Genomic DNA, 26,051 nt, shown 5'->3' with positions numbered 1-26,051 from the left:
AAATTATACAGGGGGGAACGAACATGACCATTGAAAATCAATTTATTCAAAAAGTTTACTATAAAACATTTTTAACAGAAGAAACTTCTACTCCTGCATCGGAAGTACTCGGTGAAGCATATATAAATGAATCTAAAAATGAATTCTCCAACATTTCTAATATTCGATTTGCTCAAGGTGAATTTTATTATCAAAATAAAGATTTTGAAGCAGCTATATTTAAATGGGAAAAAGTTAATAATACTCTTGCACTTTGGGCAACAAAAAATATTGCAGATGCTTATTTTGAACTAGGATTCCTACCAAAGGCAGAAGAAATTTATCAATCTATTCAAACAGAAGATACAACTCTTACGATGGAAGTTTCATTACAACTTCTTTCTCTTTATATCGAACAAGATCGTTTAGGACTTGCTTTTAAGACGATTAGTGAAGCTGTTGCATTCCAACCGGATTACCCAAACATTACTGCAATTGCACGTTCCTTCTATGAAAAACAAGAAGATTGGAACAATGCTATCGAACTAGCTGTTCAAGAAGGTATTCGAACACAATCTTTACACTGGTTTGATACGTTAATAAATTACATAAACAAAGGATTTACTAAAAATATTAAGCCTGAATATTTCTATGAGTCTTTAAAAGCTCTATATGCTGTTGATCAAGCTCAGTTTAAAGAACTTGTTATTGCTCTTTGGAATAGCTACCAACATGAATCCTTATACCTTCCTTGGATTCAAAGTATTAATCATTTATTCTTGCATATTGAAACAGACAATAATGACGATTGGAATGAAATTTCTACTCGCTATCAAGAAACATACTTTGCATTAATTACCGGAAATCATTTTATGCATGAATTAAACGGACTTGTACCAAATCTATTAACAAATTGGTTCAGTTTAACGAAAGCAAAAGATTCTCTAGTTGTCTCTGCAGCAGTGTTAGCATGGAATGAAGTCTCACCTACAACCTTAGAATCATTACTCGTAAAAAGTGCTGGATCCTTACTTTCTAATACATCAGCTAAAGCAGATGTAAATATGGAAACAGTTTCTCATTTATTCGAAACAATCGCTGTATGGGCTGAGAAAAATGATGTAGATTTAAGTCATCAATTTACGCTACTCGTCCATGAACTATGTGATTTAAATGTCACACCACTACTAATAGCTGGAACTAGTGACCATGATAAAACATCATTTGTTAATTCAATATTAGGAGAGAACATCTTAACTGAAACTTTAACAACTCCTATTCTATTTAAAGACGCTAGTCAAACTGAAATAACAGAATTTACCGAGTTAGATATCAGAAATATCTCTAACCTTGATGAATTCCATCAAATAACGGCTACATCTGCTCAGTCAGAACTTGAGAAAAAATGTATAGAAATTAAGCTACCAAGTAGATTTTTAAGAAAAAATAAGTTTACATTTCTTATTACACCATCCATTCAAGGACAATTGGATAAAAACAATGCATACTTTGAATACTTACAAGCAGCAGATAGCCTTGTTTACGTATTAAATTCTTCTTCACCATTGCATAGTGAAGAAATTGATACGTTAATTTATTTACGTGAACAAGTACCAAACTTACAAATTCACTTCGTATTACACACAAATAATACGACTACTAATGAAAAACTAATTAGTAAACTTAAAGTACATTTTCCAGATGCACAATTCTTCCCATACTCTCCTTCGCAAGAGAGTAGTCAGCAACTTGGAGATGTAACAGAATCTATTCTCTCTAATCTTGCAAAACGCGATATAGAAAAAGAACGTATAGAAAAGCTAATATGGTTTACGCAAAAGACAATTGCTTATCTCATAAATGAACGTGTGGAATTAGAAAATACATTAGTAAAATCCGTACGCTGGAATAAACACATCTCAGTGAAACTTACTGGATTTATTAATAACCTTACTGCTCTTGAAAAAGATAAAATTCGCTCTATTACCGAATCCTATCTTTTAACGAAAGAAGAAATTACACGAGATATACATTCTCAAATTCCTGAATTATTACAGAGCTGCTCTGATCTTGTTCAAGAAGATAGTGATTTCAAACTAGTTCATGAAGAATTAAATGCTGCAATGAATGAACGAGTTCAAAAGCATGTACAACAGGTACTTCTTCCTAAATTTACTGGGTCTATTCAAGAATGGATTGAAACAGCACATAATGAATTTATTCAAGCTCAAGCTTATTTAGATGAAATGAGTGAAACGTTTAATAAATTATATAAAGAAGAACGTATGAAACTTCCTTGCGATTTCAAATTATTAGATGATTGGAATCGAGATGTTGCACGAATGACAAATCGAATTACAGTAACGAACATCAATATTTTATTACGCTTTACACCGACACAGTTTTTCTTAAAAAGTGCCGGAAAATTATTTGGTAATATGCAAAAAAACCAATCTATGCTCGCCAACAAATATAAACAATATATTGAAACAGAAGACTATACAGAAATTGCTCACACAATTTCAAAACAATTCTTCCTACAATTTGAAGTATTTGAAGGTGCATTAGAACGTGATATCATGATGTTCTTTAAAGATCCACTTAACATATTGAAACAAAATGTAGATGCAGCTCAACTTGAGATAAAAGAAGACGAACAAACATTAGCAACGCTAAGAAGCAATCCAGAAACATATCATGATCCTTTAGCGTTATTTAAACTACAATTGCTACAACATAAATTCGTTTTAAGTACTACAAAGAAACATGAAGATATGTTTGTATCTAACGAATCTCCTACTGTTTAACAAAAAAACCAAGCAAACTAAAATTTGCTTGGTTTTTTTACTTTATTATTTTCATATGTTCAAACGGATAATAAATGCCTGCTAACTTTCCTAACACATCTTCTCTATCAATAAAACCTAAACCATTTCTACTATCTTTACTTATTAAGCGATTATCTCCCATAACAAAAATCTTATTTTTAGGAACTGTAATCGGTCCAAAGTCCTCTGTTAAATTCATAAGTTTTTTTTCTGCTTGTTTTTTATTACTATCCAAATACTCTTCATCTTTCACTTCAGAATTTACATATAATTGATCATTTCTCATCTCAATTATATCTCCAGGTAATCCAATCACTCTTTTGACATAAAAATTATCTGTTTTCACAACAATAATGTCTTCTCTCCCATAGCTTTCAAATTGTTTTGCTAACTTATTAACAATTACCTTATCTCCATCTTGCAACGTTGGCCTCATAGATGCTCCTTTTACAGTCATAGGGAAAAACACAAAAATTTTCGCCAAAAACACCAATAAACATGCAATTGCAATAGTTCCAAAGAATTCACGCCAACGTTTTTTCTTTTGCATCATTTCACCATCTCATCATCTTTTTACTTTTATTATAAATAATACAACCGATATTTTTCTACAAAATTCTGAATTATAGAATTTTAATATTAGAAATTTCAAAATGGTAATACTGATCAAATTAAACAAGCAAAAAAGATACTCTCAAAATAGTCTATCCACTATTTTGAGAGTATCTTTTTATAATCCCACATATACAATACACATTTGAGCAGCTACATATGTAAACCAAATCCAAAGTGGCTCATACTTCAATTTACGCCCTCCGATATCTGTCACGCCAATAATAAAATCAGAAATCACAAACAGTAAACCACCAAACGCTGGTATCCACCATATTCCTGTATTTTCATAATATAAGGCGAATGCAAAGCAAGCCATTCCTCCAACCCACAATCCGTAAATTAGAGCTCCTATCGTAAACAATTTATCCTGTTTATCATTTCGGATAAAGAAGAACCATCCTACAATTAGAAAGAGCCCATATACGAGTAAGCCAATCCAAAAACCATTCCACGAAATTCCTGTTTGCAAAAATGCTTTTACATAAAAGCAATGAGCAAGAGCGAAAGTAACCATCCCACCAATTAATCGATGACCAATTGGAATCAGCCCAGCCATAAACAAATCTCCCACAGTCGATAAAGTCATACCAAGTGCAACCCACGTACTATACTCTACAGATGGATCTTGTAACCATATCCAAATTGCACTACCTGTTAAAGAAAAACTAAGAATAAGACGGATTGCTAAAGGTAACGGCATATTATCTTTCGTTCTTTTTGTCTGCCGCATTGCATAAATTGCACCAATTAAAAAAAGAAGTATTTGCCCAATTAACACCATGTAAAGTAGATTCATAATATGTTCTCCTCAATAAATGCTTTTTGTATCTTTTTTCGTTACACTTAGTCTATTATCCTTTTTCTATAAAAAAAAGAAGAACAGTACTGTTCTTCCATTGTAATCGCTTTTCTGCTTTCTATGCTACTTGTTTTTCTTGCTCTATTTTTTGCTTAGCTGGCGTCCGATTTACCACAATAATTCCCGCGGCTACACATGCTAAACCGAGTAACACAAATGAATGAATTGCTTCACCTAAAATCATGCTCGATAATAACACACCAAATACGGGTATAAAGAACATATACATAGATACTTTTCCAACCTTATTGTACTTCATAATTGTATTCCAAATACAAAAACCAGCTGCAGATAAGAAAGATAAATAAATCAGCATAAGTAGTGCATGTAGACTAAATGTAAATGGCATTACTCCAACTTGTAAAGCCCCTATACATAATAATCCTATAGAACCAAACATCATTTGGTATGCTGTCATATAGCCAACATCTAACGTTTTACTACCTTCTTTCGCTAATATGTTTCCATATGAATACAGCATTGCTGCACTAAGAAGTAATAAGCTTCCGATTCCAAAATGAAATGATAAGCTACCATCACTCGGCACATTTACTAAAACGACGCCACAAAAGCCAATCGATACGCCAATTATTTTTCTCATATTGAGAGCATCATCTTTATATAAAAAATGGGCGAGTAAAATTTGAAAGAATGATGATGTCCCTGAAATGATAGCTCCTTCAATTCCTGAACTATAACTCATTCCAATGTAAAAACAGATATATTGAAGAAACGTTTGGAATAAACCAATTTGTATTAACTGTTTCCCCGTTCCTTTTTTGAAGCTCATATCTTTTCCTAACACTTTAAAGAATAATAAGAGCATGACTCCAGATAAAAAGAAACGATAACCGGCAAATAATATTTGTTCTCCAACTTCTTGTGGTTGAATTCCAAGTTCAACATAACTTAACTTAATAAAAGGAAATGCGCTTCCCCATAAAAAAGTTGCTACTATTGCAGCAATAAATACGCCAATCGGATGGGTAAAAAATTTCTCTGTCTTCACTTGTTGTCTTCCTTTCCGACCTTTTTATGAACAATATTCATATATACCAAAGGAATTGCGAAAACACAAGTTTTCCGTTTATACTTGAAACAAAACCGTACCATCTCATAAAAACATATGATATACTATAGAATAATTACAACATAATAACTATTAAAAACAGATTCAACAGAAATGCTGCTATCCATTATGGATGGCAGCTTTCGTCGTTTTATAGGGGTTTCGATTTTGATTATTTTTCTCAATAAGAATTCGGAAGGAGCGAGTAGTAATGAACTCAGAAGTAAAAACGTTACACGCAAAAGAAACAATTTCTCATCCCTCTTTATGGGACACATTAAAAAAACATTATGAACTTGTATTTGCATTGGCATCTGGTATTTTTATTTTAGCTGGCTGGCTATTCACAAAGAACGATGCAATGAATGCAGGTATTACTTGCTATATCCTTGCTTATATAGTTGGTGGATATGCAAAAGCGAAAGAAGGAATTGAAGATACGATTGAAGAAAAAGAGCTAAATGTTGAAATGCTAATGCTCTTTGCAGCTATCGGTGCTGCAATTATTGGCTACTGGGCAGAAGGGGCTATTTTAATCTTCATCTTTGCGCTCAGCGGTGCTATGGAATCTTATACATTAAGTAAGAGCCAAAAAGAAATTTCCGCTCTTCTTGACTTACAACCCGAAGAAGCATTACGCATTTCCAACGGAACGGAGGAACGTATTCCTGTTGGAGAGTTACAAATTAACGACATTATTTTAATTAAACCAGGTGAACGTGTTCCTGCTGACGGTACGATTCATAACGGTGAAACAAATATCGATGAAGCAGCAATCACGGGAGAACCTATTCCAAATGAGAAAAGACATGGCGATGAAGTATTTGCAGGTACTGTAAATTTACGTGGTGCTATCGAAGTTAAAATTACGAAGCCGAACGATCAAACGTTATTCCAAAAGATTATCCGTCTCGTACAAAGTGCACAAAGTGAAAAATCACCATCACAACTATTCATCGAAAAGTTTGAAGGAACATACGTAAAAGGTGTACTACTCGTTGTTGCGCTTATGATGTTCGTTCCTCATTTCTTACTTGACTGGAGCTGGAATGAAACGTTTTATCGCGCTATGATCTTACTTGTAGTCGCATCTCCTTGTGCACTCGTTGCTGCCATTACACCAGCAACGTTATCTGCAATTTCTAACGGAGCAAGAAATGGAATTCTCTTTAAAGGTGGCATACATTTAGAACGCCTCGCTTCAGTAAAAGCAATCGCCTTTGATAAAACAGGAACATTAACAGAAGGAAAACCTACCGTAACAGATGTATATGTTCGAGAAAATATAACAGAAAAAGAAGTACTTTCTATTACAGCATCAATTGAAAGCCACTCTACACATCCTTTAGCTGAATCCATTGTTAAATATGCACAACATGCGTACGACATTACATTAAAAAAACCAGAAAAGGTTGAAGATGTAACTGGTTTTGGTCTAAAAGGAATATTCGAAAACAACGCTTATAAAATAGGTAAAGCTGATTTTATCGGTGAAGAAACAAAAACATTTCATAATGGTATTTCTGCCTCACTTGAAAAGGAAGGTAAAACTGTCGTTTATATTAGTGATGAGGGAGGCATTCTTGGACTTATCGCTTTAAAAGATACGCTTCGCCAAGAAACAATAGCTGCTATTCGTGATTTACAAAGCATTGGTGTCGAAGCAATTATGATTACTGGAGATAATGAAGAAACGGCAAAAGCAATTGCCTCTGAAAGTAATATAAAGGAATATTACGCATCATGCTTACCAGAAACAAAAGTTGAAACGATTAAAAAGTTAAAAGAAAAATACGGTACAGTAGCAATGGTCGGAGACGGTATAAATGATGCACCTGCACTAGCTACTGCTAGCATTGGTGTCGCAATGGGAGAAGGAACAGATGTAGCTTTAGAAACTGCGGATGTTGTACTGATGAAGAACGAACTATCTCGTCTTTCTCAAGCGATCCGTCTATCAAAACGAATGAATCGTATTGTGAAGCAAAACGTAATCTTTTCGCTAACCGTTATTGCCATGCTAATTTGTTCAAACTTCTTGCAATTTTTAGCTCTTCCATTCGGTGTTATTGGCCATGAAGGAAGTACGATTCTTGTCATTTTGAATGGCTTACGATTATTAAAAGGAAGCAAATAAAACGGGTCCCTCATAGAGGACCCGTTTTTTTTAATGATAGCTATTATGACCGTTCGCACTGCTACTCGTTTTATGCTTTGGATGCGAACTGCTCTTTTGTTTATTATTACTTTTATTATTATGGTTCTTTTTATTATTACTCATGAAATATCCCCCCTGTTCCTTTTTATTATGGAACAAGAGCTCATTATTCATTACGGGAATTATTGTCACCGGTTCTATAATGGTGGAGTAAACCATTAATTTCACCGCCAAGTAAAATTACCCATCCAGTTAAGTAAAACCATAACATTAAAATAATGATACCACCGAGACCACCATATGTATTGGCGTAATTCGCAAACTTATCTACATAATAAGCAAATGAGTACGATACCACAATCCATCCTACAGTAGCAAATAACGCCCCTGAAATAACTTCTCTTCTTTTTAACTTTCGATCTGGTGCAAATGTATATAAGAAACTAAACAAAGCAAATAGCACGAAGAAACTCGCTACTAATCGTGTAATGCTCCATACGAAAGAAAAACTATCTGATAAACCGAGTGCTTTAAACACTGCTGCTCCAATAACTTGTCCGAATACCGGAACAATTAACGCAAAGACAATCATAAAAATAATAGCTAATGTAAACACAATTGATAACGCTCTTGTTGTAATAAAAGAACGTGTTTCCTTCACGTCATAAGCGCGGTTAAAAGCATTCATAACCGCATTAACACCATTTGAGGCAAACCATAACATGGATAATAAACCAAATGATAATAAACCACCATTTTGCTGGTTTACAACTTTATCTACATTTACCTCAATTAAGTTCATTGCATCATCTGGTACATAAACCTCTAATAAACTAAGCACATCCTCTGTTTGAATGGGAATAAATCCAAGAAGCGTAATTAAGAAAACGAGCCCAGGAAAAATTGCAAGCAAGAAGAAATAAGCGAGCTGTGCTGCCAAGCCCGCTACATCATCGCGCATCGTTCGGTCATATAAATCTTTACCAAACGAATAAGTACGATTTCTTCTCACCTTTTCTAAAATTTTTCTCATATATGTTTAAACGCTTTTCTTCTCTTCTTTATCTTGCTTTAACTCAATGTACGCTTCAGTTTTTTTTTCCACTGCATTTGAGTCTTTCATAAATAATTCACGCGCTTCTTTCATACCACCATCTTCAGCAACTACTGGCTCTTCTTCTACTTTCAACTCATCTACCTTTGGAGATACAGCTTGAATTTCAATCGTTTCTGGCTTTTCTTCTGGCTCAACTTTTTTCTTACTAAAAATTTCTTTCGTTTCTTTTAACGTCTCTACAACAGATGGCGTTAATTTTTTAATTTCTGCTACTTTCGCTTTTACCACATTGAAATCAGCAAGTTCGCGTCCTTTATCTGTAACAGTTTGCACTTTTTCTTTGATCTTTGCATTTTCACCAATTTCAATCATCTTTGTTTTTGCTTTTTCTGCTGTATTTTTTACTTTTTCACGGTTTTCTTTCTTTAACATGGATACAGCTACACCTGCCGCTACACCAATCGCAATGTTTCGAGCAATATTATTTTTCTTTGCCATATTCCTTCACCCTTTCATTTCTTATGTTAGAAAGTATTTCTTTCTAAGCTTCCTCATATTCCTTGTTCATTTCGAATGAAAGCTAATAGCTTTGCACACCCTTCTGTTACAAGGTCATATACTTCTTGGAAATTCCCTGTATAGTAAGGGTCAGGAACGTCTGTCCAGCCACCGTCTGGAACAAAGTCGGACAGCCTACCAATATAGCCTCCAGTTTTACCTAAACTTTTTAAATCTGCTATATTCTTGTTGTCCATGGCAATAATATAATCAAACTTTGTTAAGTCTTCTTTTTCTACCTGCCTTGCTTTAATTCCTTCAAAAGTGACTGCATTTTCTTTTAAAATTTTTTGTGTTCCTTTATGTGGCGGATGGCCAACATGCCAATCTCCTGTTCCTGCAGAATCAATGACAATTTTCTCTTCAAGTCCCTCTTTTACGACAAGATTTCGAAAAATTGCTTCTGCCATCGGAGACCGGCAAATGTTCCCAAGACAAACAAACAATACTTGAACCATGTTTTTGTTTCTTCCCTTCTTGGTGCATTTCTTAATATATACTTATAGTATAAACAACGAATTATTAAATATAAAGGAAATCCCTACTAATTTAATAGGATTGAAAAGATTCATTAACGAAAATGATAAAAAATGTTAAAATAGCCTTATGTTATTTTAAAGGGGGACACTTCGGTGGATTTATCCGTAAAGTCAGAAGAAAACGTTGAATATATGGTCGAAGCTATTAAAGAAAAATTACGTATGGTTAATGCTGGAGCGATGAGAGCTGCTAGTTTTAACGAAGAAATGTACGAAGATTTACGTGACATTTATGAGCATGTTATGAAACGTGAAACATTCAGCATTAGTGAAATGCAAGCTATTACAGAAGAATTAGGTACATTAATTAAAAAGTAAAAAAGCCTCTCTTATATGAGGCTCTTTTTTATTTCCAACAAATTCATGACAACTCTTCTCTTTCCCTCAACCAACTGTAAAATATTGTACAATAGAAGTAGAACCTCACCTTAGATTTTTTCTCCATACATACTACTCACAAATAATAGCAACACTACCATTGCTAACTGTTTTTACTGGAGGTGCTTACTTATGAGCAATTGGTACAGTAAGACGAAAGATCAAACATTAATTGACCTAGAAACAAACGAACAACACGGTTTAACAGATGAAATTGTAAGTGAACGTTTAAAGCAATACGGTTCTAATGAATTAGCTACAAAACAAAAACGCACTTTATGGCAGCGTATTTTCGCCCAAATTAATGACGTCCTCGTATATGTCCTTATTATTGCTGCCCTTATTTCTGCCTTTGTAGGTGAATGGGCGGATGCCAGCATTATCGCGCTCGTTGTAGTTTTAAATGCTGTTATCGGTGTTGTCCAAGAATCGAAAGCAGAACAAGCTTTAGAGGCATTGAAAAAGATGGCAACACCTAAAGCTATCGTCAAGAGAAATGGTGAACTAAAAGAAATTCCATCTGAGCACGTCGTTCCAGGGGATATCGTTATGCTCGACGCCGGACGATATATCCCATGCGATTTACGCCTTATTGAAACCGCAAATTTAAAAGTTGAAGAATCTGCTCTAACTGGTGAATCTGTCCCTGTTGATAAAGATGCAATCTACCACCCTTCCATGCAAAGTGATGAGCAAGTACCACTCGGCGATCAAAAAAACATGGCATTTATGTCCACTCTTGTAACATACGGAAGAGGCGTCGGTGTTGCTGTTGAAACTGGAATGAACTCACAAATTGGTAAGATTGCTACCCTTTTACATGAAGCGGACGATGATATGACACCACTTCAAAAAAGCTTAGCACAAGTCGGAAAATATTTAGGCTTTGTCGCTGTAGCTATTTGTATGGTTATGTTCCTCATCGGTTTTTTACAAGGCCGGGATACGTTAGAAATGTTTATGACTGCTATTAGTTTAGCCGTTGCAGCTATTCCAGAAGGCTTGCCAGCTATCGTTTCCATCGTTCTTGCAATTGGTGTGCAACGTATGATTAAACAAAACGTTATCATTCGGAAACTACCAGCTGTTGAAGCCCTCGGTTCTGTCACAATTATTTGTTCAGATAAAACAGGTACGTTAACGCAAAATAAAATGACCGTTACTCACTTTTATAGTGATAACACATACGATCGCTTAGAAAGTTTAAATGTAAATAATGATGCGCAACGTCTATTGTTAGAAAATATGGTGCTATGTAATGATGCGTCTTACAATAACGAATCACAAACGGGAGACCCGACTGAAATTGCACTTCTCGTTGCTGGAACCACTTTTAACATGCAAAAAGATTATTTAGAAAAAATACATGAACGTGTTAACGAAGTACCTTTCGATTCAGATCGTAAAATGATGTCAACCGTACATACATACGATGAAAGCTACTATAGCATGACGAAAGGCGCTATTGATAAGCTCTTACCTCGATGTACCCATATTTTTAAAAACGGCAAAATCGAGATTTTAACTGATTCTGATAAAAATCAAATATTAGAAGCTGCCGGGGCAATGTCTCAAGAGGCTTTAAGAGTACTTTCATTCGCATTTAAACAATACAATTCAAACGATGTGGATATAAATTATCTTGAAGAAGATCTTATCTTTATTGGTCTTGTCGGTATGATTGATCCACCGCGAACTGAAGTGAAAGATTCAATTACAGAATGTAAAAAAGCCGGTATTCGCACAGTTATGATTACTGGTGACCATAAAGATACCGCCTTTTCAATTGCCAAAGAACTTGGCATTGCTGAAGAAATATCGGAAATTATGATTGGAACTGAATTAGATAACATTTCTGATACAGAACTAGCTAGCAAAATTAATCATTTAAATGTATTCGCTAGAGTCTCTCCAGAGCATAAAGTGAAAATTGTAAAGGCATTACGCGCGAAAGGAAATATCGTTTCTATGACTGGTGATGGCGTCAATGATGCACCATCTTTAAAGCAAGCCGATGTCGGCGTAGCGATGGGCATTACAGGAACAGACGTTGCAAAAGGAGCAGCGGATGTTGTGTTAACAGATGATAATTTTTCATCTATCATGAAAGCTGTTGAAGAAGGTAGAAATATTTATCGCAACATAAAAAAATCAATTCTCTTCCTACTCTCTTGTAACTTCGGAGAAATTATCGCTTTATTTTTAGCAATTTTACTCGGCTGGGCAACACCACTACGACCTATTCATATTTTATGGGTGAATTTAATTACAGATACACTGCCTGCATTATCACTTGGGGTTGATCCTGAAGATCCAGATGTGATGAAGGAAAAACCACGACATGCGAAAGAAAGCTTATTTAGTGGCAGCGTTCCTTTCCTGATTTTCAATGGAGTTATCATTGGACTTTTAACGCTAATAGCTTTTATTGCCGGAGCAAAATTCTATACTGGAGATACAAATTTATTCCCTCTTTTCCCAGAGCGAATTGATGACGATGCTCTATTACATGCCCAAACGATGGCATTTGTCGTTCTTAGTTTTTCTCAGCTCGTTCATTCATTTAACTTGCGTTCAAGAACGAAATCAATTTTTTCAATTGGGATCTTTACAAATAAATATTTAGTCTTCTCCCTTCTTATCGGTGTTGTTATGCAAGTTTGTATCATCTCCATCCCGCCCCTTGCAAATATATTCGGTGTACATGCATTAACGATGCGAGATTGGGGATTTGTTCTCTTATTAAGTATCATTCCACTTATTGTGAATGAGATTATTAAATTAGTGAAGAGAAACTAAAAGGCAATGAGGAATAGTCCTCATTGCCTTTTCATTTATCCTTGTAATTCTTTTTTGATATTCTCCGTTAATGTAGCCATACGCTTGCGGCTTTCTTCACGCTCACGTTTATTTTGTTCTTCAATTTGTTGTGTTTCTTGCATACCTCTTGAAATAATGTTCCAAGTTTCCTCAAGTGTTTCCATCTTAATACTAGAAGAACCTGATAATCTCGCTACTTCTACACTTTGCGTTGCGATATTTTGTGCATTTTTCTTAAGTAATTCATTTGTACGGCGATCAAGTTCAGCCATAGAATCTGCAACAAGCTTTTGACGTTTCGCATTTACTGCTTGAATGATACCATTTTTAAAGATAGGAATCGTTGTAATAAATGCTGTATTGATTTTACCAATTAATTTATTATTACCACGTTGAATCATGCGAATTTGCGGCGCTGTAAGTAGCGCAACCATACGCGCTTTTTCTAAATCATCAATACGTTGCTCTAAAATTTCAACCGAGTTTTTAAGCGACTCTAATTCAATACCTGCTAATTGATCATTATTACGCACGCGCTCTTCATACATCGGAACTAATTCTGTATTTAAACGCTCTAATAGCATTTCTCCTGCTACTACGTACTTCTCTAAGTCTAAATAATATTTTAAGTTTTGCTCATACAAGCCATCTAACGTTCCAATTGATTTTTTCATCTCATCTTGGTACTTCGTAATTTCCACATAAACTTTATCAATTTCGCGGCCCATCGTTTGATATTTACTAAAGATTTGTTCTATCATTTTATCCGCTTTTTTGAACATGCGCGAGAAGAAACCACTTTTTTCTTCTGCAAAGTCTTTACTATCAAATCTGTCCATAATTTTACCAAGTTGCTTTAACAATTCACCAGAATCTTCTATCTTTGATAATGACATTGTATGTAAAATTTGATCAGCAAAACGTGAAATTTCCATAGAAGGTTCTTTTCCAAGTTCAATTAATTCCAGTTGATCTTTAATATCTACTGCGTTATAAATACGTTGCACATCTGCATCTTGTCTAAGTTGCAAGCGAACATCTTGTGCGGTTTGCTCATTCAATTCAGTTTTCGAATCTAGTACGACTGGGTTATTCATATGGTATTCTCCCTTTCCTTATAAAAATGGACGAAATAGTCCTTTTATTGTTTGTGATAAATTTTTATAGGCTGATGAACCATGAAACTCAAGATCGAAATTAACTTCTTCAAGCCAATGGGAATCAAATGCTCCCGCTTCAACATATGGTTCAATATCGTTTCTGCCCGTGGGATTGAAATGGAATATATCTACTCCAATTTGATTCAAAAATAGTAATAAAACAGCGTCAGAGCGAGTTAATTCTCCGCTCTTCTCATTATTAAATATAACAATTTTCGGTACATCTTGTGAATAATCAAATTTCTCAAGCTGTTCTAAAATATTGGGTGGTATTTGAGAAAGTTGTGCGAAAACATATAGCGCTACATCTTGTTTCGTCTCTTTCGCAATTGGTTTGCACATTTCACTTTCGCACGTATGGATAATCGCCTCTGCAATCCCATGTTGTAAACCTTCCGGTAAACGCTTATGCGGCCACCAATGGCTATTCATAATTAGATCAGGATGTAATTTCCCAGCTCGGTCCAATGCATCTCGATAATGATATTGGAAGTTTGCTTTTTGCTCTTTCGTAAACGGGAATGTATTAATTAATAAACTGTTATCAAATGATGTAACAGCCTTTAATCGTTGAAAATACTCTTTATCATTCTTTGAAACGCCTGATATTTTCGCAAATAAAGAAGGGATATAAATGTGTTTATTTTCAACAAAGAATGTCGGGCGTACAAACGCCTTCTCTTTCGTAATTAAAAAGAGTTCATCATATGTTGTTTTTAGTGTACGAGCTACAGGCGTATAGGAACGAAATTGCCACGGCTTGTACAGCAGTGAATTATCGTGGTGAAGTACTTGTTCAATTTCTTTCGAAGCTTGATACGCTACTGTTGCAACACGCTCACGTCGACGATCAGGGAATGGTTCAAGCGAAATGCGACTTGAATGAGATACAACAAAAGTTCTTCCCTCTTCATCAATATTTTCAAATCCATCTTTTCCTTCGGGGTGATAATAAAGCACATCACAACCGAGCATAATAAGAAAATATAAGAAATATATACGGCTTTCCTGTGCATCACCATACCAAACGATACGCGGCATCTGTTTCTTATAATTAATCGTAGAAAACCACTTCGCTACATAATTTTCGCTTAGTTTAATTATGTCGATTAAGAAACGACGGAAGCCTTCTGTCTTTAACGACTGATTATGTTGTTTCTCATATAATTTCAATAGTGAAATAAACGTCGTATGTATGTAATGCTGTAAATCAGGATTGTCTACTTTAGGTAAAAGTTTTTTCCCAGATAAGTGTGCAACTAACCTATTTACTGTCAGACCATTTGGTGCTTCTTGATGTAATCCGAACACTTCTTGAATATGACGAAGCTTTTCCGAATCAATCACTTTGTTTAAATTTTGTTCGTGTAAAACTTCGATTCCTTTCGCTTCACTATAATCAAACAGTTCATTAAAATATTCATCTACATCATTAGGAACGCCAAGGATTCGACATGCTATATAACTAAATTTCATCTCATTCTCTGTCAGCTCATATTGTGGACGTTTTTCTAAAAGCGTTTCAAATTGCTTTAAATCTGATTCATCTTTTAATGCATATGGTTGAAGTGTAAAACGTGAAAACACAACAGTTCACCTCCAAAAACATTTACGTTTTTCTAAGTCCTTCTTCTATTATAAACTATTTTTGGTTATAAAAAATGGGCGCTCGCAAAACGAGCAAACCCATTTCAATTATTTATTGTCTTCTTTAGTAGCTGCAACTTCTTCTTTAGCTTGTCCAGAATTCTTCATGTAGTGAACTATAAATGTTGCTCCAAATGCTACAACTAAAATAATAAAGAATAGTGTATGACTAATCTCAATCTCGATTAAAGACAGTAACATTTTCGATGCAATAATTAAGATTAAAATGTATGCTGTCGTTTCAAGCTCTGGAATACGCTCTAACAATTTTAAGAATACACCGGCAATACCACGCATCATTAAAATACCTAGCATTCCGCCTAATAATAAAATCCAAACTTCATTAGATACACCAAATGCAGCAAGTACACTATCTACAGAGAATGCGATATCCATTAATTCGACCATTGCAACTGTTCCCCAGAAGACACCGAACATTCTGAAGAAAATACTGTTTTGGTTCATACCATGAGCTTCCTCTTCTTCACCTGCACCTTTACGCTTATCAATAAAGTATTTTACTGATAACCAAGCAAGGTAAAGTGCACCAAGAAGTTTTACCCACCATAATTTAATTAAGAACATTCCGATTCCAATTGCAATAAAGCGGAATATATAAGCTCCAATAAGTCCATAGAATAATGCTTTTTTACGTTTCTCTTCCGGAAGGTGTTTTACCATTACCGCTAACACAAGTGCGTTATCAGCAGATAACAACCCTTCAAGTACAACAAGTGTACCAATTAATCCCCAAGATACTGGATCTTGCAACACTTTAATCCACATGTCCAAGTCGAAAAACTGAGCATACGTATCAAGGATTCCTTGCAAAATACTCATCTTACCTTTATCCCCTATTCTTTGCTAGATTTATAGAAAGGTCAAAAAAAGGAAACGAATATCGTTTCCTTTCTATGCATCCAAGCCATACGCTCTTACAAGCGCACCTAAACCACCTTGGAATCCACTTCCTACTGCATTAAACTTCCACTGTCCATTATGACGGTATAATTCACAAAAGACAACTGCTGTTTCGATAGAGAAGTCTTCCCCTAAATCGAAACGAAGAACTTCTTCGTTCGTTTCTTCATTTGCTAAACGAACGAATGCGTTTCCTACTTGTCCAAAGTTTTGATTACGGCCTTCCGCATCATAAATTGTAACTGTAATAGCAATTTTATGAACGTCTGCTGGAACCTTTTTCAAATCTACAACAAGTTGCTCATCGTCGCCTTCGCCTTCACCTGTTCTGTTATCGCCAGTATGTAAAACTGATCCACAAGGAGACTGTAAATTATTGTAGAAAATAAAATCAGTTTCCTTCGTACATTTCCCGTTCGCATCTAATAAAAAAGCAGATGCATCTAAATCGAAATCGTCTCCGCCATCATAAGACTTAATATCCCATCCAAGACCAATTACTGCTTTTGTTAAACCAGGGCTCGTCTTACCTAAATCAATCTTCTGTCCTTTTTGTAACTGAATAGCCATTTATATTCACCTCTATATTTTTATCTTTAAAAATATACCCATCAGTAAACATGCATTTCACCAATGGATATATAAATTGAATCTATTACTCTACATCTAAACCAAAGTTATTACATAGAGACGCTAATCCACCTTGGAATCCACTTCCGATTGCATTGAACTTCCAATCACCTGCATGGCGGTATAATTCACCTACTACTACCGCTGTTTCAATAGAGAAATCTTCTCCTAAATCGTAACGAATTAACTCTGCATTCTTTTCTTCATCGAGAATACGTACGAATGAGTTAGAAACTTGACCAAAGTTTTGGCTGCGGCCTTCTCCATCATAAATTGTAATTGTGAAACAAATACGTTCGATGTGAGCAGGAACATTTTTTAAATCGATTTTAATCGCTTCATCATCGCCTTCGCCTTCACCAGTTCGGTTATCTCCTAAATGCTCTACAGCACCATTCGCACCTTTTGGATTATTATAGAAAACGAAATCTTCTGCTCCTGAAACTTTACCGTTCGCACCTACTAAAAAGATACTAACATCTAAATCGAAATCAGCTTGTCCATCATAACGATTTGTATCCCAGCCAAGCCCTACAAGTACCTTTGATAAACCTGGATTTGTTTTTGTTAAATCTACCTTTTGTCCCTTTTTTAAAGAAATAGATGCCATTTAAAAATTCCTCCTTAGTTTATCCTATTGATAACGTGATACAATCTCACTTAAGTTTTTATCTTGCGTGCCTTCTCCAACTGCTGAAAACTTCCACTCATTTTCGTAGCGATACATTTCTCCTGCAATTAAAGTTGTTTTACTAGCATAGTTTTCTGATAAATTATAACGTGCTAATTCCTCACCTGTATGAGGATTTTGAATACGAATATAAGCGTTACGGATCATACCAAAGTCTTGACGTCTGTTTACACAGTCATAAATATTTACAACGAATACTAAACGGTTAATACGACTTGGGACTTTATGTAATTCTACAAAGATTGTTTCATCGTCACCTTCGCCTTCACCTGTTAAATTATCTCCTGAATGAATAATACTACCACAAGTAGAAAGTTTGTTTCCGAAGTAAACTAAATCATTTTTGTTTAAAAAACGATCTCCTTCTAACATAACAACAGATGCATCACAATCTACATTTGGTTTACTTCCAAATAATGAAGACAGAAATCCACCTGATTGCCCAATTGGATCCCAGCCTAAGCCAACCTGTAGTTTTGCTACTTTTGGTTGTCCTTTCGTTAAATCGATCTTTTGACCTTTTTCTAAAATAATAGGCATGAAGTTTCTCCCTTTCTACAAAGCATTTTCCAAATCGGAAAATATTGTATTCTTCTCTTATATTGTAGCATTATTTACCTAGCGATAAAAAGGATAAATTCTCAGTTATATGAAAACATTCATATAATTTACTTATGATGATGTAATAAGTGGTAAATAGCACCAATCATTCCTGCACAATTACCGTTTTGTGCAAGTTCAATCTCACAATTATTATAAATCTCTTGATTTAAGTATTTACTAACCTCCTCTTTTACTTCTTTTAAAAACTCATTTCCTCTATCGGTAATTCCTCCACCAATAATAATCGTTTCTGGATTAAAAATATAAGCAAGATTACTAATTCCGATCGCCAAATGTTTAAAGAAGATCCCAACTGCTTGAGCAACTTCCCGATCTCCTTTATCATACAACTCGAAAATTCTTTTCCCATTCCACTCGCCTTTGCCTTTATATTTTCTTACAAGCTGAATTAATCCTGAAATCGAAGCAACCTCTTCAAACGTTTTTCCTTCTATTAACATATTCCCCCATTCACCAGCACTAAATGAATGTCCTCGGTACAATTCTCCATCTATAAAAATTGCTCCCCCAATTCCTGTTCCAAGGGTGAGCATAATAAAGTTCTCTTTCTCTCTTCCACTACCATTCCACTTTTCTCCAAACGCTGCACAATTCACATCATTGTCAATCGATACTGGAACTTTTAATATCTCTTGCAATCTATCAATAATAGGAATAGTACTATATCCCGGAATATGATCCGCACCTCCCGTCACAATTCCTTTATTAATATCAACAATTCCCGTAGTGCTAATACCAATTCCTGCAATAGTATGTTCATTCATTATTTTTTTGGATACATATATAAGTTTTTGAATAATTTGTTCTCCGCCTAAATGAATTTCTGTTGCAACTGTTTTACGCTTTAATACTCTCCCTATTTCTGAAACAATGCCATACTTAATTTGCGTACCGCCAATATCAAACGCTATGTACTCTTTCATCTACTGCCACTTCCTCTACCGTTATGAATGTAAATTCTCCACCTCTACTATTTGTAGGAAATCTACATTAACTCTTTTCTGCTTTGACAAATACACCACCTTTTTCTATATATAGTTTTTTTTGCATAAAACTCTTTTTCCTAAGAAATATTACAAAGGGATGTATTTTAGATGGAATATTAATTGCTTAGGAGGAAAACCATGACGAAAATCTTCATTTTAGCATCAACACTCTCTTTATCTTTTTTTAGCGGTTTAAATATCGGTAATGCTGCAACTGAAAACTTCCAACCATTAACAAACGCTATTGTACAAAATAGCGATCATTTTGCCGAAGGAAATTTAAAGGATAATAATAAACCTCCAGGAAATAACGGTTCTCAGGACGATAGTGGTTCTGGCGGCAGTGGCTCTGGCGGCAATGGTTCCGCCGGTAACGGTTCTGGTGGTAGTGGCTCTGGTGACAACGGTTCTGGTGGTAGCGGCTCTGACGGCAATGGTTCTGGTGGCAGTGGCTCTGGTGACAACGGTTCCGGCGGTAACGGTTCTGGTGGTAGCGGCTCTGACGGCAGTGGTTCCGGTGGCAACGGTTCTGGTGGTAGCGGCTCTGACGGCAGTGGTTCTGGTGGCAACGGTTCTGGTGGTAGCGGCTCTGACGGCAGTGGTTCTGGTGGCAATGGTTCCGGTGGCAATGGTTCTGGCGGTAACGGTTCTGGCGACAGTGGCTCTGGTGGTAACGGTTCTGGCGGTAACGGTTCTGGTGGCAGTGGCTCTGGTGACAATGGTTCCGGTGGTAACGGTTCTGGTGGCAGTGGCTCTGGCGGCAATGGTTCCGCCGGTAACGGTTCTGGTGGCAATGGCTCTGGCGGCAATGGTTCCGCCGGTAACGGTTCTGGTGGCAATGGCTCTGGCGGCAATGGTTCCGCCGGTAATGGCTCTCAAGGTGGCAATCGTGTTAAAGGTGATAGCAGTTCTCAAGGCAGTAATGGCTCTCAAGGCGGCAATCGTGTTAAAGGCGATAGCAATTCTCAGAAGGGCAACGGTTCTCAAGGTGGTAATGTAAAAGATAATACAAAAAAACAAGGTGATAAATTACCTAATACTGCAACGCATTACCCTATATCTATTTTAATGGGTCTTTCAACATTCCTAATTGGTATGTTACTGTTTATTCGTCTTAAAAACGTAAAATAAGAACAACATCCTTCCATCTAAAGAATACATGAAATACTGTATAAAACTAAAAAGGGCTTTGGATTGTATTTTATTATGCAGCCCAAAGTCCTTTTTATCATCTATCAAAAGAGTATTAATACGCTTTTCCCCAATACACCATTTGTTTAGCTTCTTTACCACAACAAATACATTCGTCAGCTACATCTTCTTGCTCAAAAGGCATACAACGTGAAGATACTCCAACTTCTTCTTTTAGTTTCTCTTCACAAGCTAATTCCCCGCACCACATTGCCTTAATAAAACCTTGCTTTTCGTCAGCTACTTTTTTCATCTCTTCGAAATTCGTCGCAATATACGTATTTTCATCGCGAAATACTTTTGCTTTATTAAATAAAGAAGTATGAATTTCTTCAAGTAATACTGGAATACGTTCTTCTAATTGATCCATTGATACAAACTCTTTTTCCTTCGTATCTCTTCTTACAAGTACAACTTGATTCTTTTCAATATCTTTAGGGCCAACTTCTAATCGAATTGGAATACCCTTCATTTCATACTCATTAAATTTCCAACCTGGCGTTTTATTACTAGCATCTATTTTTACTCGTGCAATCTTTTGAATATGTCCTTGTAACTCTGTTGCTTTTGCTAAAACTCCTTCTTTATGCTGAGCAATCGGTACAATAACAACTTGCACTGGAGCGACTTTTGGTGGCATTACAAGTCCATTATTGTCACTATGAACCATAATCAATCCACCTATCATTCTTGTTGATACTCCCCAAGATGTTTGGTGTACATATTGCCACTTACCGTTACGATCTAAAAATTTAATATCAAATGCTTCAGAGAAATTCGTCCCAAAGTTATGAGATGTTCCTGTTTGAAGTGCTTTTCCATCATGCATTAAACTTTCAATCGTATAAGTTGCCTTTGCTCCCGCAAACTTTTCTTTTTCTGTTTTTTGTCCTTTAATAACTGGTATCGCTAAATAATCCTCACAGAAAGAAGCATATAAGTTTAAAATATTTAATGTTTCAGCCTGCGATTCTTCTGCCGTTTCATGGATTGTATGACCCTCTTGCCATAAAAATTCAGTCGTACGAAGGAATGGCCTAGTTGTCTTCTCCCAACGAACTACTGAACACCACTGATTATATAACTTTGGCAAATCATTATAGGATTGCACAATCTTTGAAAAGTGCTCACAGAATAAAGTTTCAGATGTAGGGCGTACACAAAGTCTTTCCGCTAATTTTTCATCTCCGCCATGCGTAACCCATGCTACTTCAGGAGCAAATCCTTCAACATGATCCTTCTCTTTTTGCAATAAGCTCTCTGGAATAAACATTGGCATATATACATTTTCATGGCCAGTTTCTTTTAACTTCTCATCCATCACCTTCTGCATATTTTCCCATAAGGCATAACCATATGGACGTAAAATCATACACCCTTTTACACTTGAATAATCAACAAGTTCGGCTTTTTTTACAATATCGGTATACCACTGCGCAAAGTCCTCTTCCATCTTCGTAATGGCTTGCACTTGTTCTTTTGCCATAGTTAATCTTCCTCCTTCTAGAAAATACAAAAAAGCCCGCGTCCCTAAATAGGGACCGAGCTTTGCCGGCGTTACCACCCTGATTCATACACAAAAATTGTATATGCTCTCTTTTTGATAACGGGAAATTCCCGCTGCATATGCAGAACTCAAAGGTAGGTTCCATATCGTCTTTTTAAGAATCTTTCAGCCTGGCGGATTCTCTCTCTGCTAAAAAGGTTTAACATGTACTATTCCTTTTTCATCGTTATAACGAAATAAATTTGTTGAATATCATAATACAAATTCTTTTTTTTAACAATAACTAATTTTCTTATTTTTATATATTCTTTTCATTTTTTGCAGTTTTATACGTAGCTTTTTCGAGAGATTTTTACAAGTTGATGTGCAATCATACCAATAAGTGTACCTAGTAGAACGAAAAAACCAATAAATCCATATCCCATTCCTTCCCACCCACCAATAACCATCATGGTAACAGGAAATGATGCTAAGCAAAGAAGTATTACAATCAGTGCAAATATAATATCAAACTGTTTGTCTGGAAAACGTTTCTTTAGTAAATATGAAATAGCAAATACAAGGAGAATTGTGATGCCACCAATGATGTAAAATATACCGAATCCATCTAACCAGTCCATACTATTCCCTCCGTCCATAGATTCCCTTATACTTATTATATGTTTAATTTTTCTGAAAATAAACAATAAATTTTATTCAGAAACATATTTTTATTACTAGGTATTAATAGTAATATATAATAATAGGTTTTATATAATTAGGAGGATTACTTTATGGATAAAGCATTAACGAATCGTGTCATTATTTTATCATTCGACTGTTTATCAGCTTTAGATTTTCCTATACTACAAAAACTACCTCATTTCCAATCTCTAATAAAAAAGGGCACGGTTGTCGAAAAAGTAGAACCAATTTATCCTTCTGTAACATATCCAAGCCACTCAACAATCGTAACCGGTAATTACCCTAACAAGCACGGTGTTGTTAGTAATACGTTACTTCAACCAGGACGTGAATCACCTGATTGGCATTGGTACCGAAAATCGATAAAAGGAACAACATTGTATGATGAAGCGCGTAAAGCAAATTTAACGACAGCTGCCCTTCTATGGCCTGTTACTGGGAGAGCAAACATTGATTACAATTTACCAGAAATTTTCCCCAATAGACCGTGGCAAAATCAAGTGTTAGTTTCCTTATTTAGCGGTAGCCCACTATACCAATTAGATTTAAATCGTCGTTTCGGCCATATAAGAAATGGTTTATCACAACCAGAGCTGGATGATTTCGTCCTCGCCTCTGCTGTACACACCATTCAGACGAAAAAGCCTAATGTTATGTTCGTACATTTCACTGATTTAGACACGCAAAGACATTATCATGGCTTTGAATCTAACGAAACAATAGCTGCAATTCATAGACATGATGAGCGGCTCGGGAAAATTATTCAAACTTTAAAAGACAGTGACCTATACGAAGAGAGTACAATTATCGCTCTTGGTGACCATAGCGCTTTAAGTGAAAACAAAGCAATTCAATTAAATGTGCTATTCCAACAAAAAGGCCTCGTATCTATAAATAAAAAAGGGCTATTAGTAGATTGGAAGGCCTATTGTCAAAGTTGCGACGGGTCTGCCTATGTATATGTGAAAGACAAAAATGATACGGATACAATTCGAGAAGTACAACTACTCCTTGAAGAACTGCTGCAAAATAAACAGAATGGAATTGAATTTATACTTCATGATGAAGCTGCGAAAGACTGCGGTGCAGATGGTAATTGTTTATTTATGTTAGAAGCGCAAGAGGGGTATTATTTCACTGAAAACTATACAGGAGATTTTATAAAAGAAATTACTGAAAAAGATGTTACGCCTAGTAAAAAATATACATTTGGTACGCATGGATACTCTCCAACAAAACCTAACTATGAAACAATTTTTATCGCTGCTGGAAAAGGAATAAAAACCGGCGTTACCGTCCCGTATATGAGACTTATTGATGAAGGTCCAACTATCGCTAGACTACTCGGTTTACACTTAGGCGAAACAGACGGATCAATTGTAAAGGATTTACTCCAATTGTAAAGAACTGTGTATATATGTAAAAGTTCTGTAAAAATCATCACTGTTTCTCTTTTTATAATTTTTATTTTTGTACACTGTTAGTAGAACAAATTTAAGGGGGAACACTATATGAAAAAAATGTCCAGACAAGAAAAAAGCTGGATATTATACGATTGGGCGAACTCGGTATATTCGCTCGTCATTACAACTGCATTATTTCCAATTTACTTTAAAGCAGCTGCAAAAGAAGCCGGGCTATCTGGTGCAACTTCAACAGCATATTGGGGATATGCAAACTCGTTCGCTACACTTTTAATTTCTATACTTGCTCCTATTCTCGGCACAGTTGCTGATTATAAAGGATTTAAAAAACGATTTTTCACATTCTTCTTTGGACTTGGTATCGTATTTACAAGTATGTTAGCAGTCGTTCCAACATCTCAGTGGTACTTATTATTAGGATGCTATATGCTCGCCTTAGTTGGTTTTGCTGGAGCCAACATTTTCTATGATGCATTTTTAGTAGATGTCACTTCTGAAGATAGAATGGATCGAATTTCTACAAGAGGTTTCGCTTTAGGCTATATTGGGAGTACTATTCCTTTTATCGGTTGTATCGCTCTTATTATTCTTGCTCAAAAAGGAACTATCCCTTTATCAGTTGGCATTGCTAGTCAAATTTCATTCGCGATAACTGCTCTTTGGTGGGGGTTATTTACAATTCCAATGCTTAAAAACGTAGAGCAAACACACTATATTGAGCGTCATCCAAGACCTATTAAAATGAGCTTCAAACGTCTTGCTGATACTTTTAAAAATATTAAAGAATATAAAACTGTATTTATGTTTCTAATTGCTTACTTTTTCTATATTGACGGAGTCGATACAATTATTACTATGTCTACAGCTTACGGAACCGATCTCGGTATCAGTGCAACGAATCTATTAATCATATTATTTGTAACACAAATTGTCGCTTGTCCATTTGCTTTACTATACGGAAAATTATCTGAAACATTTACTGGCAAAAAAATGTTATATGTCGGTATCATTATTTATATCATTATTTGCACATATGCTTATTTCTTAAAAACGACACTTGATTTTTGGATTTTAGCAATGTTAGTTGCTACATCTCAAGGTGGTATTCAAGCACTAAGTCGTTCATACTTTGCAAAACTAGTACCAAAAGAATCTGCTAATGAATTCTTCGGATTTTATAATATCTTTGGTAAGTTCGCCGCAATTATGGGACCGGTATTAGTCGGTGTTACAACGCAATTAACAGGAAAAACAAACGCTGGTGTTCTTAGTATTATTGTTCTGTTTATTATCGGTGGTTTCTTACTCACTAGAGTTCCAGAAAATAATACATCCGTTACACCACCTAGTCCAAAGACTAAAACGCTATAAGAAAAGATCCTCTTCTCATAAGAAGAGGATCTTTTTTATTTTTAACGGTGCGCCTTATAACGAACGACTCTACTGCTTGTACAAAAATAATTTATCAACAGTTGTTCCTAATACTTCAGCTAAACGGAATGCTAACGCTAAGCTTGGATCATATTTATTATTCTCAATTGCATTTATCGTCTGTCTAGAAACCTTGCATTTATCAGCTAATGCGCCTTGTGAAATATTATTTTCAGTGCGTAATTCATAGATTTGATTTTTCACACCATTGCTCCTAACCTGTAAAATCGTTTTTACAACATCAGTATATAATTGGCTCATATAGTTGTCAAAAGTTCCTCAAAGAAAAAGGGAG

23 protein-coding genes and 1 other annotated feature are annotated in these 26,051 nt (G+C 35.4%); of the genes, 7 read left to right on the top strand and 16 right to left on the bottom strand.

Annotated features, from left to right (window positions below; all coding sequences use genetic code 11):
* Positions 1 to 23 precede the first annotated feature (23 nt).
* Entirely contained in the window at positions 24 to 2,786 is a 2,763-nt protein-coding gene (locus tag ACTJJY_RS20550; RefSeq protein ID WP_440606405.1) for a tetratricopeptide repeat protein, read from the top strand.
* A gap of 37 nt (positions 2,787 to 2,823) precedes the next feature.
* Here the strand turns inward: ACTJJY_RS20550 and lepB are convergent, their stop codons facing one another.
* From lepB to ACTJJY_RS20535, 3 genes are all read right to left on the bottom strand, one after another.
* Positions 2,824 to 3,360 (bottom strand): signal peptidase I, encoded by a 537-nt coding sequence (gene lepB / locus ACTJJY_RS20545; RefSeq protein WP_440606404.1) that lies wholly within the window; start codon positions 3,358 to 3,360, stop codon positions 2,824 to 2,826.
* A 177-nt stretch (positions 3,361 to 3,537) separates the two neighbouring features.
* Positions 3,538 to 4,218: a lysoplasmalogenase gene (locus ACTJJY_RS20540; RefSeq protein ID WP_440606403.1), complete on the bottom strand. Its 681-nt coding sequence runs from the start codon at positions 4,216 to 4,218 to the stop codon at positions 3,538 to 3,540.
* A 121-nt stretch (positions 4,219 to 4,339) separates the two neighbouring features.
* Complete coding sequence (locus ACTJJY_RS20535) at positions 4,340 to 5,290, bottom strand: DMT family transporter (RefSeq protein ID WP_000845707.1); 951 nt, start codon at positions 5,288 to 5,290, stop codon at positions 4,340 to 4,342.
* A 271-nt stretch (positions 5,291 to 5,561) separates the two neighbouring features.
* On the opposite strand from ACTJJY_RS20535, the gene ACTJJY_RS20530 reads away from it, so the two are divergent.
* Positions 5,562 to 7,487 (top strand): heavy metal translocating P-type ATPase, encoded by a 1,926-nt coding sequence (locus ACTJJY_RS20530; protein ID WP_440606402.1) that lies wholly within the window; start codon positions 5,562 to 5,564, stop codon positions 7,485 to 7,487.
* A 187-nt stretch (positions 7,488 to 7,674) separates the two neighbouring features.
* On the opposite strand, the gene ACTJJY_RS20525 is transcribed toward ACTJJY_RS20530, so the two are convergent.
* From ACTJJY_RS20525 to ACTJJY_RS20515, 3 genes are read right to left on the bottom strand one after another with little or no spacing between them, the layout of a single operon-like run.
* Entirely contained in the window at positions 7,675 to 8,541 is an 867-nt protein-coding gene (locus tag ACTJJY_RS20525) for a YihY/virulence factor BrkB family protein (RefSeq protein ID WP_001226536.1), read from the bottom strand.
* Between the two features lie 6 nt (positions 8,542 to 8,547).
* Entirely contained in the window at positions 8,548 to 9,063 is a 516-nt protein-coding gene (locus tag ACTJJY_RS20520; RefSeq protein ID WP_313755255.1) for a DUF4075 domain-containing protein, read from the bottom strand.
* 53 nt (positions 9,064 to 9,116) lie between these two features.
* Positions 9,117 to 9,581, bottom strand: coding sequence for a low molecular weight protein-tyrosine-phosphatase (locus tag ACTJJY_RS20515; RefSeq protein ID WP_000250916.1), 465 nt, complete (start codon positions 9,579 to 9,581; stop codon positions 9,117 to 9,119).
* 174 nt (positions 9,582 to 9,755) lie between these two features.
* On the opposite strand from ACTJJY_RS20515, the gene ACTJJY_RS20510 reads away from it, so the two are divergent.
* Both ACTJJY_RS20510 and ACTJJY_RS20505 read left to right on the top strand, forming a co-directional pair.
* Complete coding sequence (locus ACTJJY_RS20510) at positions 9,756 to 9,980, top strand: DUF1128 domain-containing protein (protein ID WP_000366197.1); 225 nt, start codon at positions 9,756 to 9,758, stop codon at positions 9,978 to 9,980.
* 192 nt (positions 9,981 to 10,172) lie between these two features.
* Positions 10,173 to 12,839 (top strand): cation-translocating P-type ATPase, encoded by a 2,667-nt coding sequence (locus tag ACTJJY_RS20505; protein ID WP_440606401.1) that lies wholly within the window; start codon positions 10,173 to 10,175, stop codon positions 12,837 to 12,839.
* 35 nt (positions 12,840 to 12,874) lie between these two features.
* Here ACTJJY_RS20505 and ACTJJY_RS20500 read toward each other — a convergent pair whose 3' ends face one another.
* The 7 genes from ACTJJY_RS20500 to ACTJJY_RS20470 form a co-directional block, all read right to left on the bottom strand.
* Positions 12,875 to 13,957 (bottom strand): toxic anion resistance protein, encoded by a 1,083-nt coding sequence (locus ACTJJY_RS20500; protein WP_001064413.1) that lies wholly within the window; start codon positions 13,955 to 13,957, stop codon positions 12,875 to 12,877.
* Between the two features lie 18 nt (positions 13,958 to 13,975).
* A complete protein-coding gene (locus ACTJJY_RS20495; protein ID WP_440606400.1) occupies positions 13,976 to 15,607 on the bottom strand; it encodes a YceG family protein in 1,632 nt (543 codons plus the stop codon).
* A gap of 108 nt (positions 15,608 to 15,715) precedes the next feature.
* Positions 15,716 to 16,507: a TerC family protein gene (locus ACTJJY_RS20490; protein WP_440606399.1), complete on the bottom strand. Its 792-nt coding sequence runs from the start codon at positions 16,505 to 16,507 to the stop codon at positions 15,716 to 15,718.
* A gap of 72 nt (positions 16,508 to 16,579) precedes the next feature.
* Positions 16,580 to 17,158: a TerD family protein gene (locus ACTJJY_RS20485; protein WP_440606398.1), complete on the bottom strand. Its 579-nt coding sequence runs from the start codon at positions 17,156 to 17,158 to the stop codon at positions 16,580 to 16,582.
* Between the two features lie 85 nt (positions 17,159 to 17,243).
* Positions 17,244 to 17,828, bottom strand: coding sequence for a TerD family protein (locus tag ACTJJY_RS20480; protein ID WP_000146720.1), 585 nt, complete (start codon positions 17,826 to 17,828; stop codon positions 17,244 to 17,246).
* A 24-nt stretch (positions 17,829 to 17,852) separates the two neighbouring features.
* Positions 17,853 to 18,449 carry a TerD family protein gene (locus tag ACTJJY_RS20475; protein WP_440606397.1) on the bottom strand — a complete coding sequence of 199 codons (597 nt, stop codon included), beginning with the start codon at positions 18,447 to 18,449 and terminating at the stop codon, positions 17,853 to 17,855.
* A gap of 128 nt (positions 18,450 to 18,577) precedes the next feature.
* Positions 18,578 to 19,456 carry an ROK family protein gene (locus tag ACTJJY_RS20470; protein ID WP_440606396.1) on the bottom strand — a complete coding sequence of 293 codons (879 nt, stop codon included), beginning with the start codon at positions 19,454 to 19,456 and terminating at the stop codon, positions 18,578 to 18,580.
* A gap of 201 nt (positions 19,457 to 19,657) precedes the next feature.
* Here ACTJJY_RS20470 and ACTJJY_RS20465 point away from each other — a divergent pair, with 201 nt between their 5' ends.
* Positions 19,658 to 20,650 carry a cell wall anchor protein gene (locus ACTJJY_RS20465; RefSeq protein ID WP_440606395.1) on the top strand — a complete coding sequence of 331 codons (993 nt, stop codon included), beginning with the start codon at positions 19,658 to 19,660 and terminating at the stop codon, positions 20,648 to 20,650.
* A gap of 115 nt (positions 20,651 to 20,765) precedes the next feature.
* Here ACTJJY_RS20465 and proS read toward each other — a convergent pair whose 3' ends face one another.
* The gene (gene proS, locus ACTJJY_RS20460; RefSeq protein ID WP_440606394.1) at positions 20,766 to 22,196 is read right to left on the bottom strand and encodes a proline--tRNA ligase; all 1,431 of its coding nucleotides are present in this window, start codon (positions 22,194 to 22,196) and stop codon (positions 20,766 to 20,768) included.
* A gap of 47 nt (positions 22,197 to 22,243) precedes the next feature.
* Positions 22,244 to 22,450: a binding site (T-box leader), on the bottom strand.
* 93 nt (positions 22,451 to 22,543) lie between these two features.
* Positions 22,544 to 22,837 carry a YesK-like family protein gene (locus ACTJJY_RS20455; protein WP_000383860.1) on the bottom strand — a complete coding sequence of 98 codons (294 nt, stop codon included), beginning with the start codon at positions 22,835 to 22,837 and terminating at the stop codon, positions 22,544 to 22,546.
* Between the two features lie 153 nt (positions 22,838 to 22,990).
* On the opposite strand from ACTJJY_RS20455, the gene ACTJJY_RS20450 reads away from it, so the two are divergent.
* Together ACTJJY_RS20450 and ACTJJY_RS20445 are read left to right on the top strand one after the other, a co-directional pair.
* Positions 22,991 to 24,304: an alkaline phosphatase family protein gene (locus tag ACTJJY_RS20450; RefSeq protein WP_440606393.1), complete on the top strand. Its 1,314-nt coding sequence runs from the start codon at positions 22,991 to 22,993 to the stop codon at positions 24,302 to 24,304.
* A 108-nt stretch (positions 24,305 to 24,412) separates the two neighbouring features.
* Positions 24,413 to 25,696: an MFS transporter gene (locus tag ACTJJY_RS20445; RefSeq protein ID WP_000738820.1), complete on the top strand. Its 1,284-nt coding sequence runs from the start codon at positions 24,413 to 24,415 to the stop codon at positions 25,694 to 25,696.
* A gap of 69 nt (positions 25,697 to 25,765) precedes the next feature.
* Here the strand turns inward: ACTJJY_RS20445 and ACTJJY_RS20440 are convergent, their stop codons facing one another.
* Positions 25,766 to 26,017, bottom strand: coding sequence for a helix-turn-helix transcriptional regulator (locus ACTJJY_RS20440; RefSeq protein WP_002023181.1), 252 nt, complete (start codon positions 26,015 to 26,017; stop codon positions 25,766 to 25,768).
* Positions 26,018 to 26,051 lie beyond the last annotated feature (34 nt).

It is taken from the genome of Bacillus sp. 22475 (assembly GCF_052044835.1).
GTDB classification, from domain to species: Bacteria; Bacillota; Bacilli; order Bacillales; family Bacillaceae_G; genus Bacillus_A; species Bacillus_A cereus.
This window is presented reverse-complemented; position numbering and strand designations above follow the sequence as displayed.

What these genes read in the sequence shown, in the direction of transcription:
- ACTJJY_RS20550 (WP_440606405.1), top strand. Translation starts at nt 24, where the DNA reads ATGACCATTGAAAATCAATTTATTCAAAAAGTTTACTATAAAACATTT.
- lepB (WP_440606404.1), bottom strand. Translation starts at nt 3,360, where the DNA reads ATGATGCAAAAGAAAAAACGTTGGCGTGAATTCTTTGGAACTATTGCA.
- ACTJJY_RS20540 (WP_440606403.1), bottom strand. Translation starts at nt 4,218, where the DNA reads ATGAATCTACTTTACATGGTGTTAATTGGGCAAATACTTCTTTTTTTA.
- ACTJJY_RS20530 (WP_440606402.1), top strand. Translation starts at nt 5,562, where the DNA reads ATGAACTCAGAAGTAAAAACGTTACACGCAAAAGAAACAATTTCTCAT.
- ACTJJY_RS20525 (WP_001226536.1), bottom strand. Translation starts at nt 8,541, where the DNA reads ATGAGAAAAATTTTAGAAAAGGTGAGAAGAAATCGTACTTATTCGTTT.
- ACTJJY_RS20520 (WP_313755255.1), bottom strand. Translation starts at nt 9,063, where the DNA reads ATGGCAAAGAAAAATAATATTGCTCGAAACATTGCGATTGGTGTAGCG.
- ACTJJY_RS20515 (WP_000250916.1), bottom strand. Translation starts at nt 9,581, where the DNA reads ATGGTTCAAGTATTGTTTGTTTGTCTTGGGAACATTTGCCGGTCTCCG.
- ACTJJY_RS20505 (WP_440606401.1), top strand. Translation starts at nt 10,173, where the DNA reads ATGAGCAATTGGTACAGTAAGACGAAAGATCAAACATTAATTGACCTA.
- ACTJJY_RS20500 (WP_001064413.1), bottom strand. Translation starts at nt 13,957, where the DNA reads ATGAATAACCCAGTCGTACTAGATTCGAAAACTGAATTGAATGAGCAA.
- ACTJJY_RS20490 (WP_440606399.1), bottom strand. Translation starts at nt 16,507, where the DNA reads ATGAGTATTTTGCAAGGAATCCTTGATACGTATGCTCAGTTTTTCGAC.
- ACTJJY_RS20485 (WP_440606398.1), bottom strand. Translation starts at nt 17,158, where the DNA reads ATGGCTATTCAGTTACAAAAAGGACAGAAGATTGATTTAGGTAAGACG.
- ACTJJY_RS20480 (WP_000146720.1), bottom strand. Translation starts at nt 17,828, where the DNA reads ATGGCATCTATTTCTTTAAAAAAGGGACAAAAGGTAGATTTAACAAAA.
- ACTJJY_RS20475 (WP_440606397.1), bottom strand. Translation starts at nt 18,449, where the DNA reads ATGCCTATTATTTTAGAAAAAGGTCAAAAGATCGATTTAACGAAAGGA.
- ACTJJY_RS20470 (WP_440606396.1), bottom strand. Translation starts at nt 19,456, where the DNA reads ATGAAAGAGTACATAGCGTTTGATATTGGCGGTACGCAAATTAAGTAT.
- ACTJJY_RS20465 (WP_440606395.1), top strand. Translation starts at nt 19,658, where the DNA reads ATGACGAAAATCTTCATTTTAGCATCAACACTCTCTTTATCTTTTTTT.
- proS (WP_440606394.1), bottom strand. Translation starts at nt 22,196, where the DNA reads ATGGCAAAAGAACAAGTGCAAGCCATTACGAAGATGGAAGAGGACTTT.
- ACTJJY_RS20455 (WP_000383860.1), bottom strand. Translation starts at nt 22,837, where the DNA reads ATGGACTGGTTAGATGGATTCGGTATATTTTACATCATTGGTGGCATC.
- ACTJJY_RS20450 (WP_440606393.1), top strand. Translation starts at nt 22,991, where the DNA reads ATGGATAAAGCATTAACGAATCGTGTCATTATTTTATCATTCGACTGT.
- ACTJJY_RS20445 (WP_000738820.1), top strand. Translation starts at nt 24,413, where the DNA reads ATGAAAAAAATGTCCAGACAAGAAAAAAGCTGGATATTATACGATTGG.
- ACTJJY_RS20440 (WP_002023181.1), bottom strand. Translation starts at nt 26,017, where the DNA reads ATGAGCCAATTATATACTGATGTTGTAAAAACGATTTTACAGGTTAGG.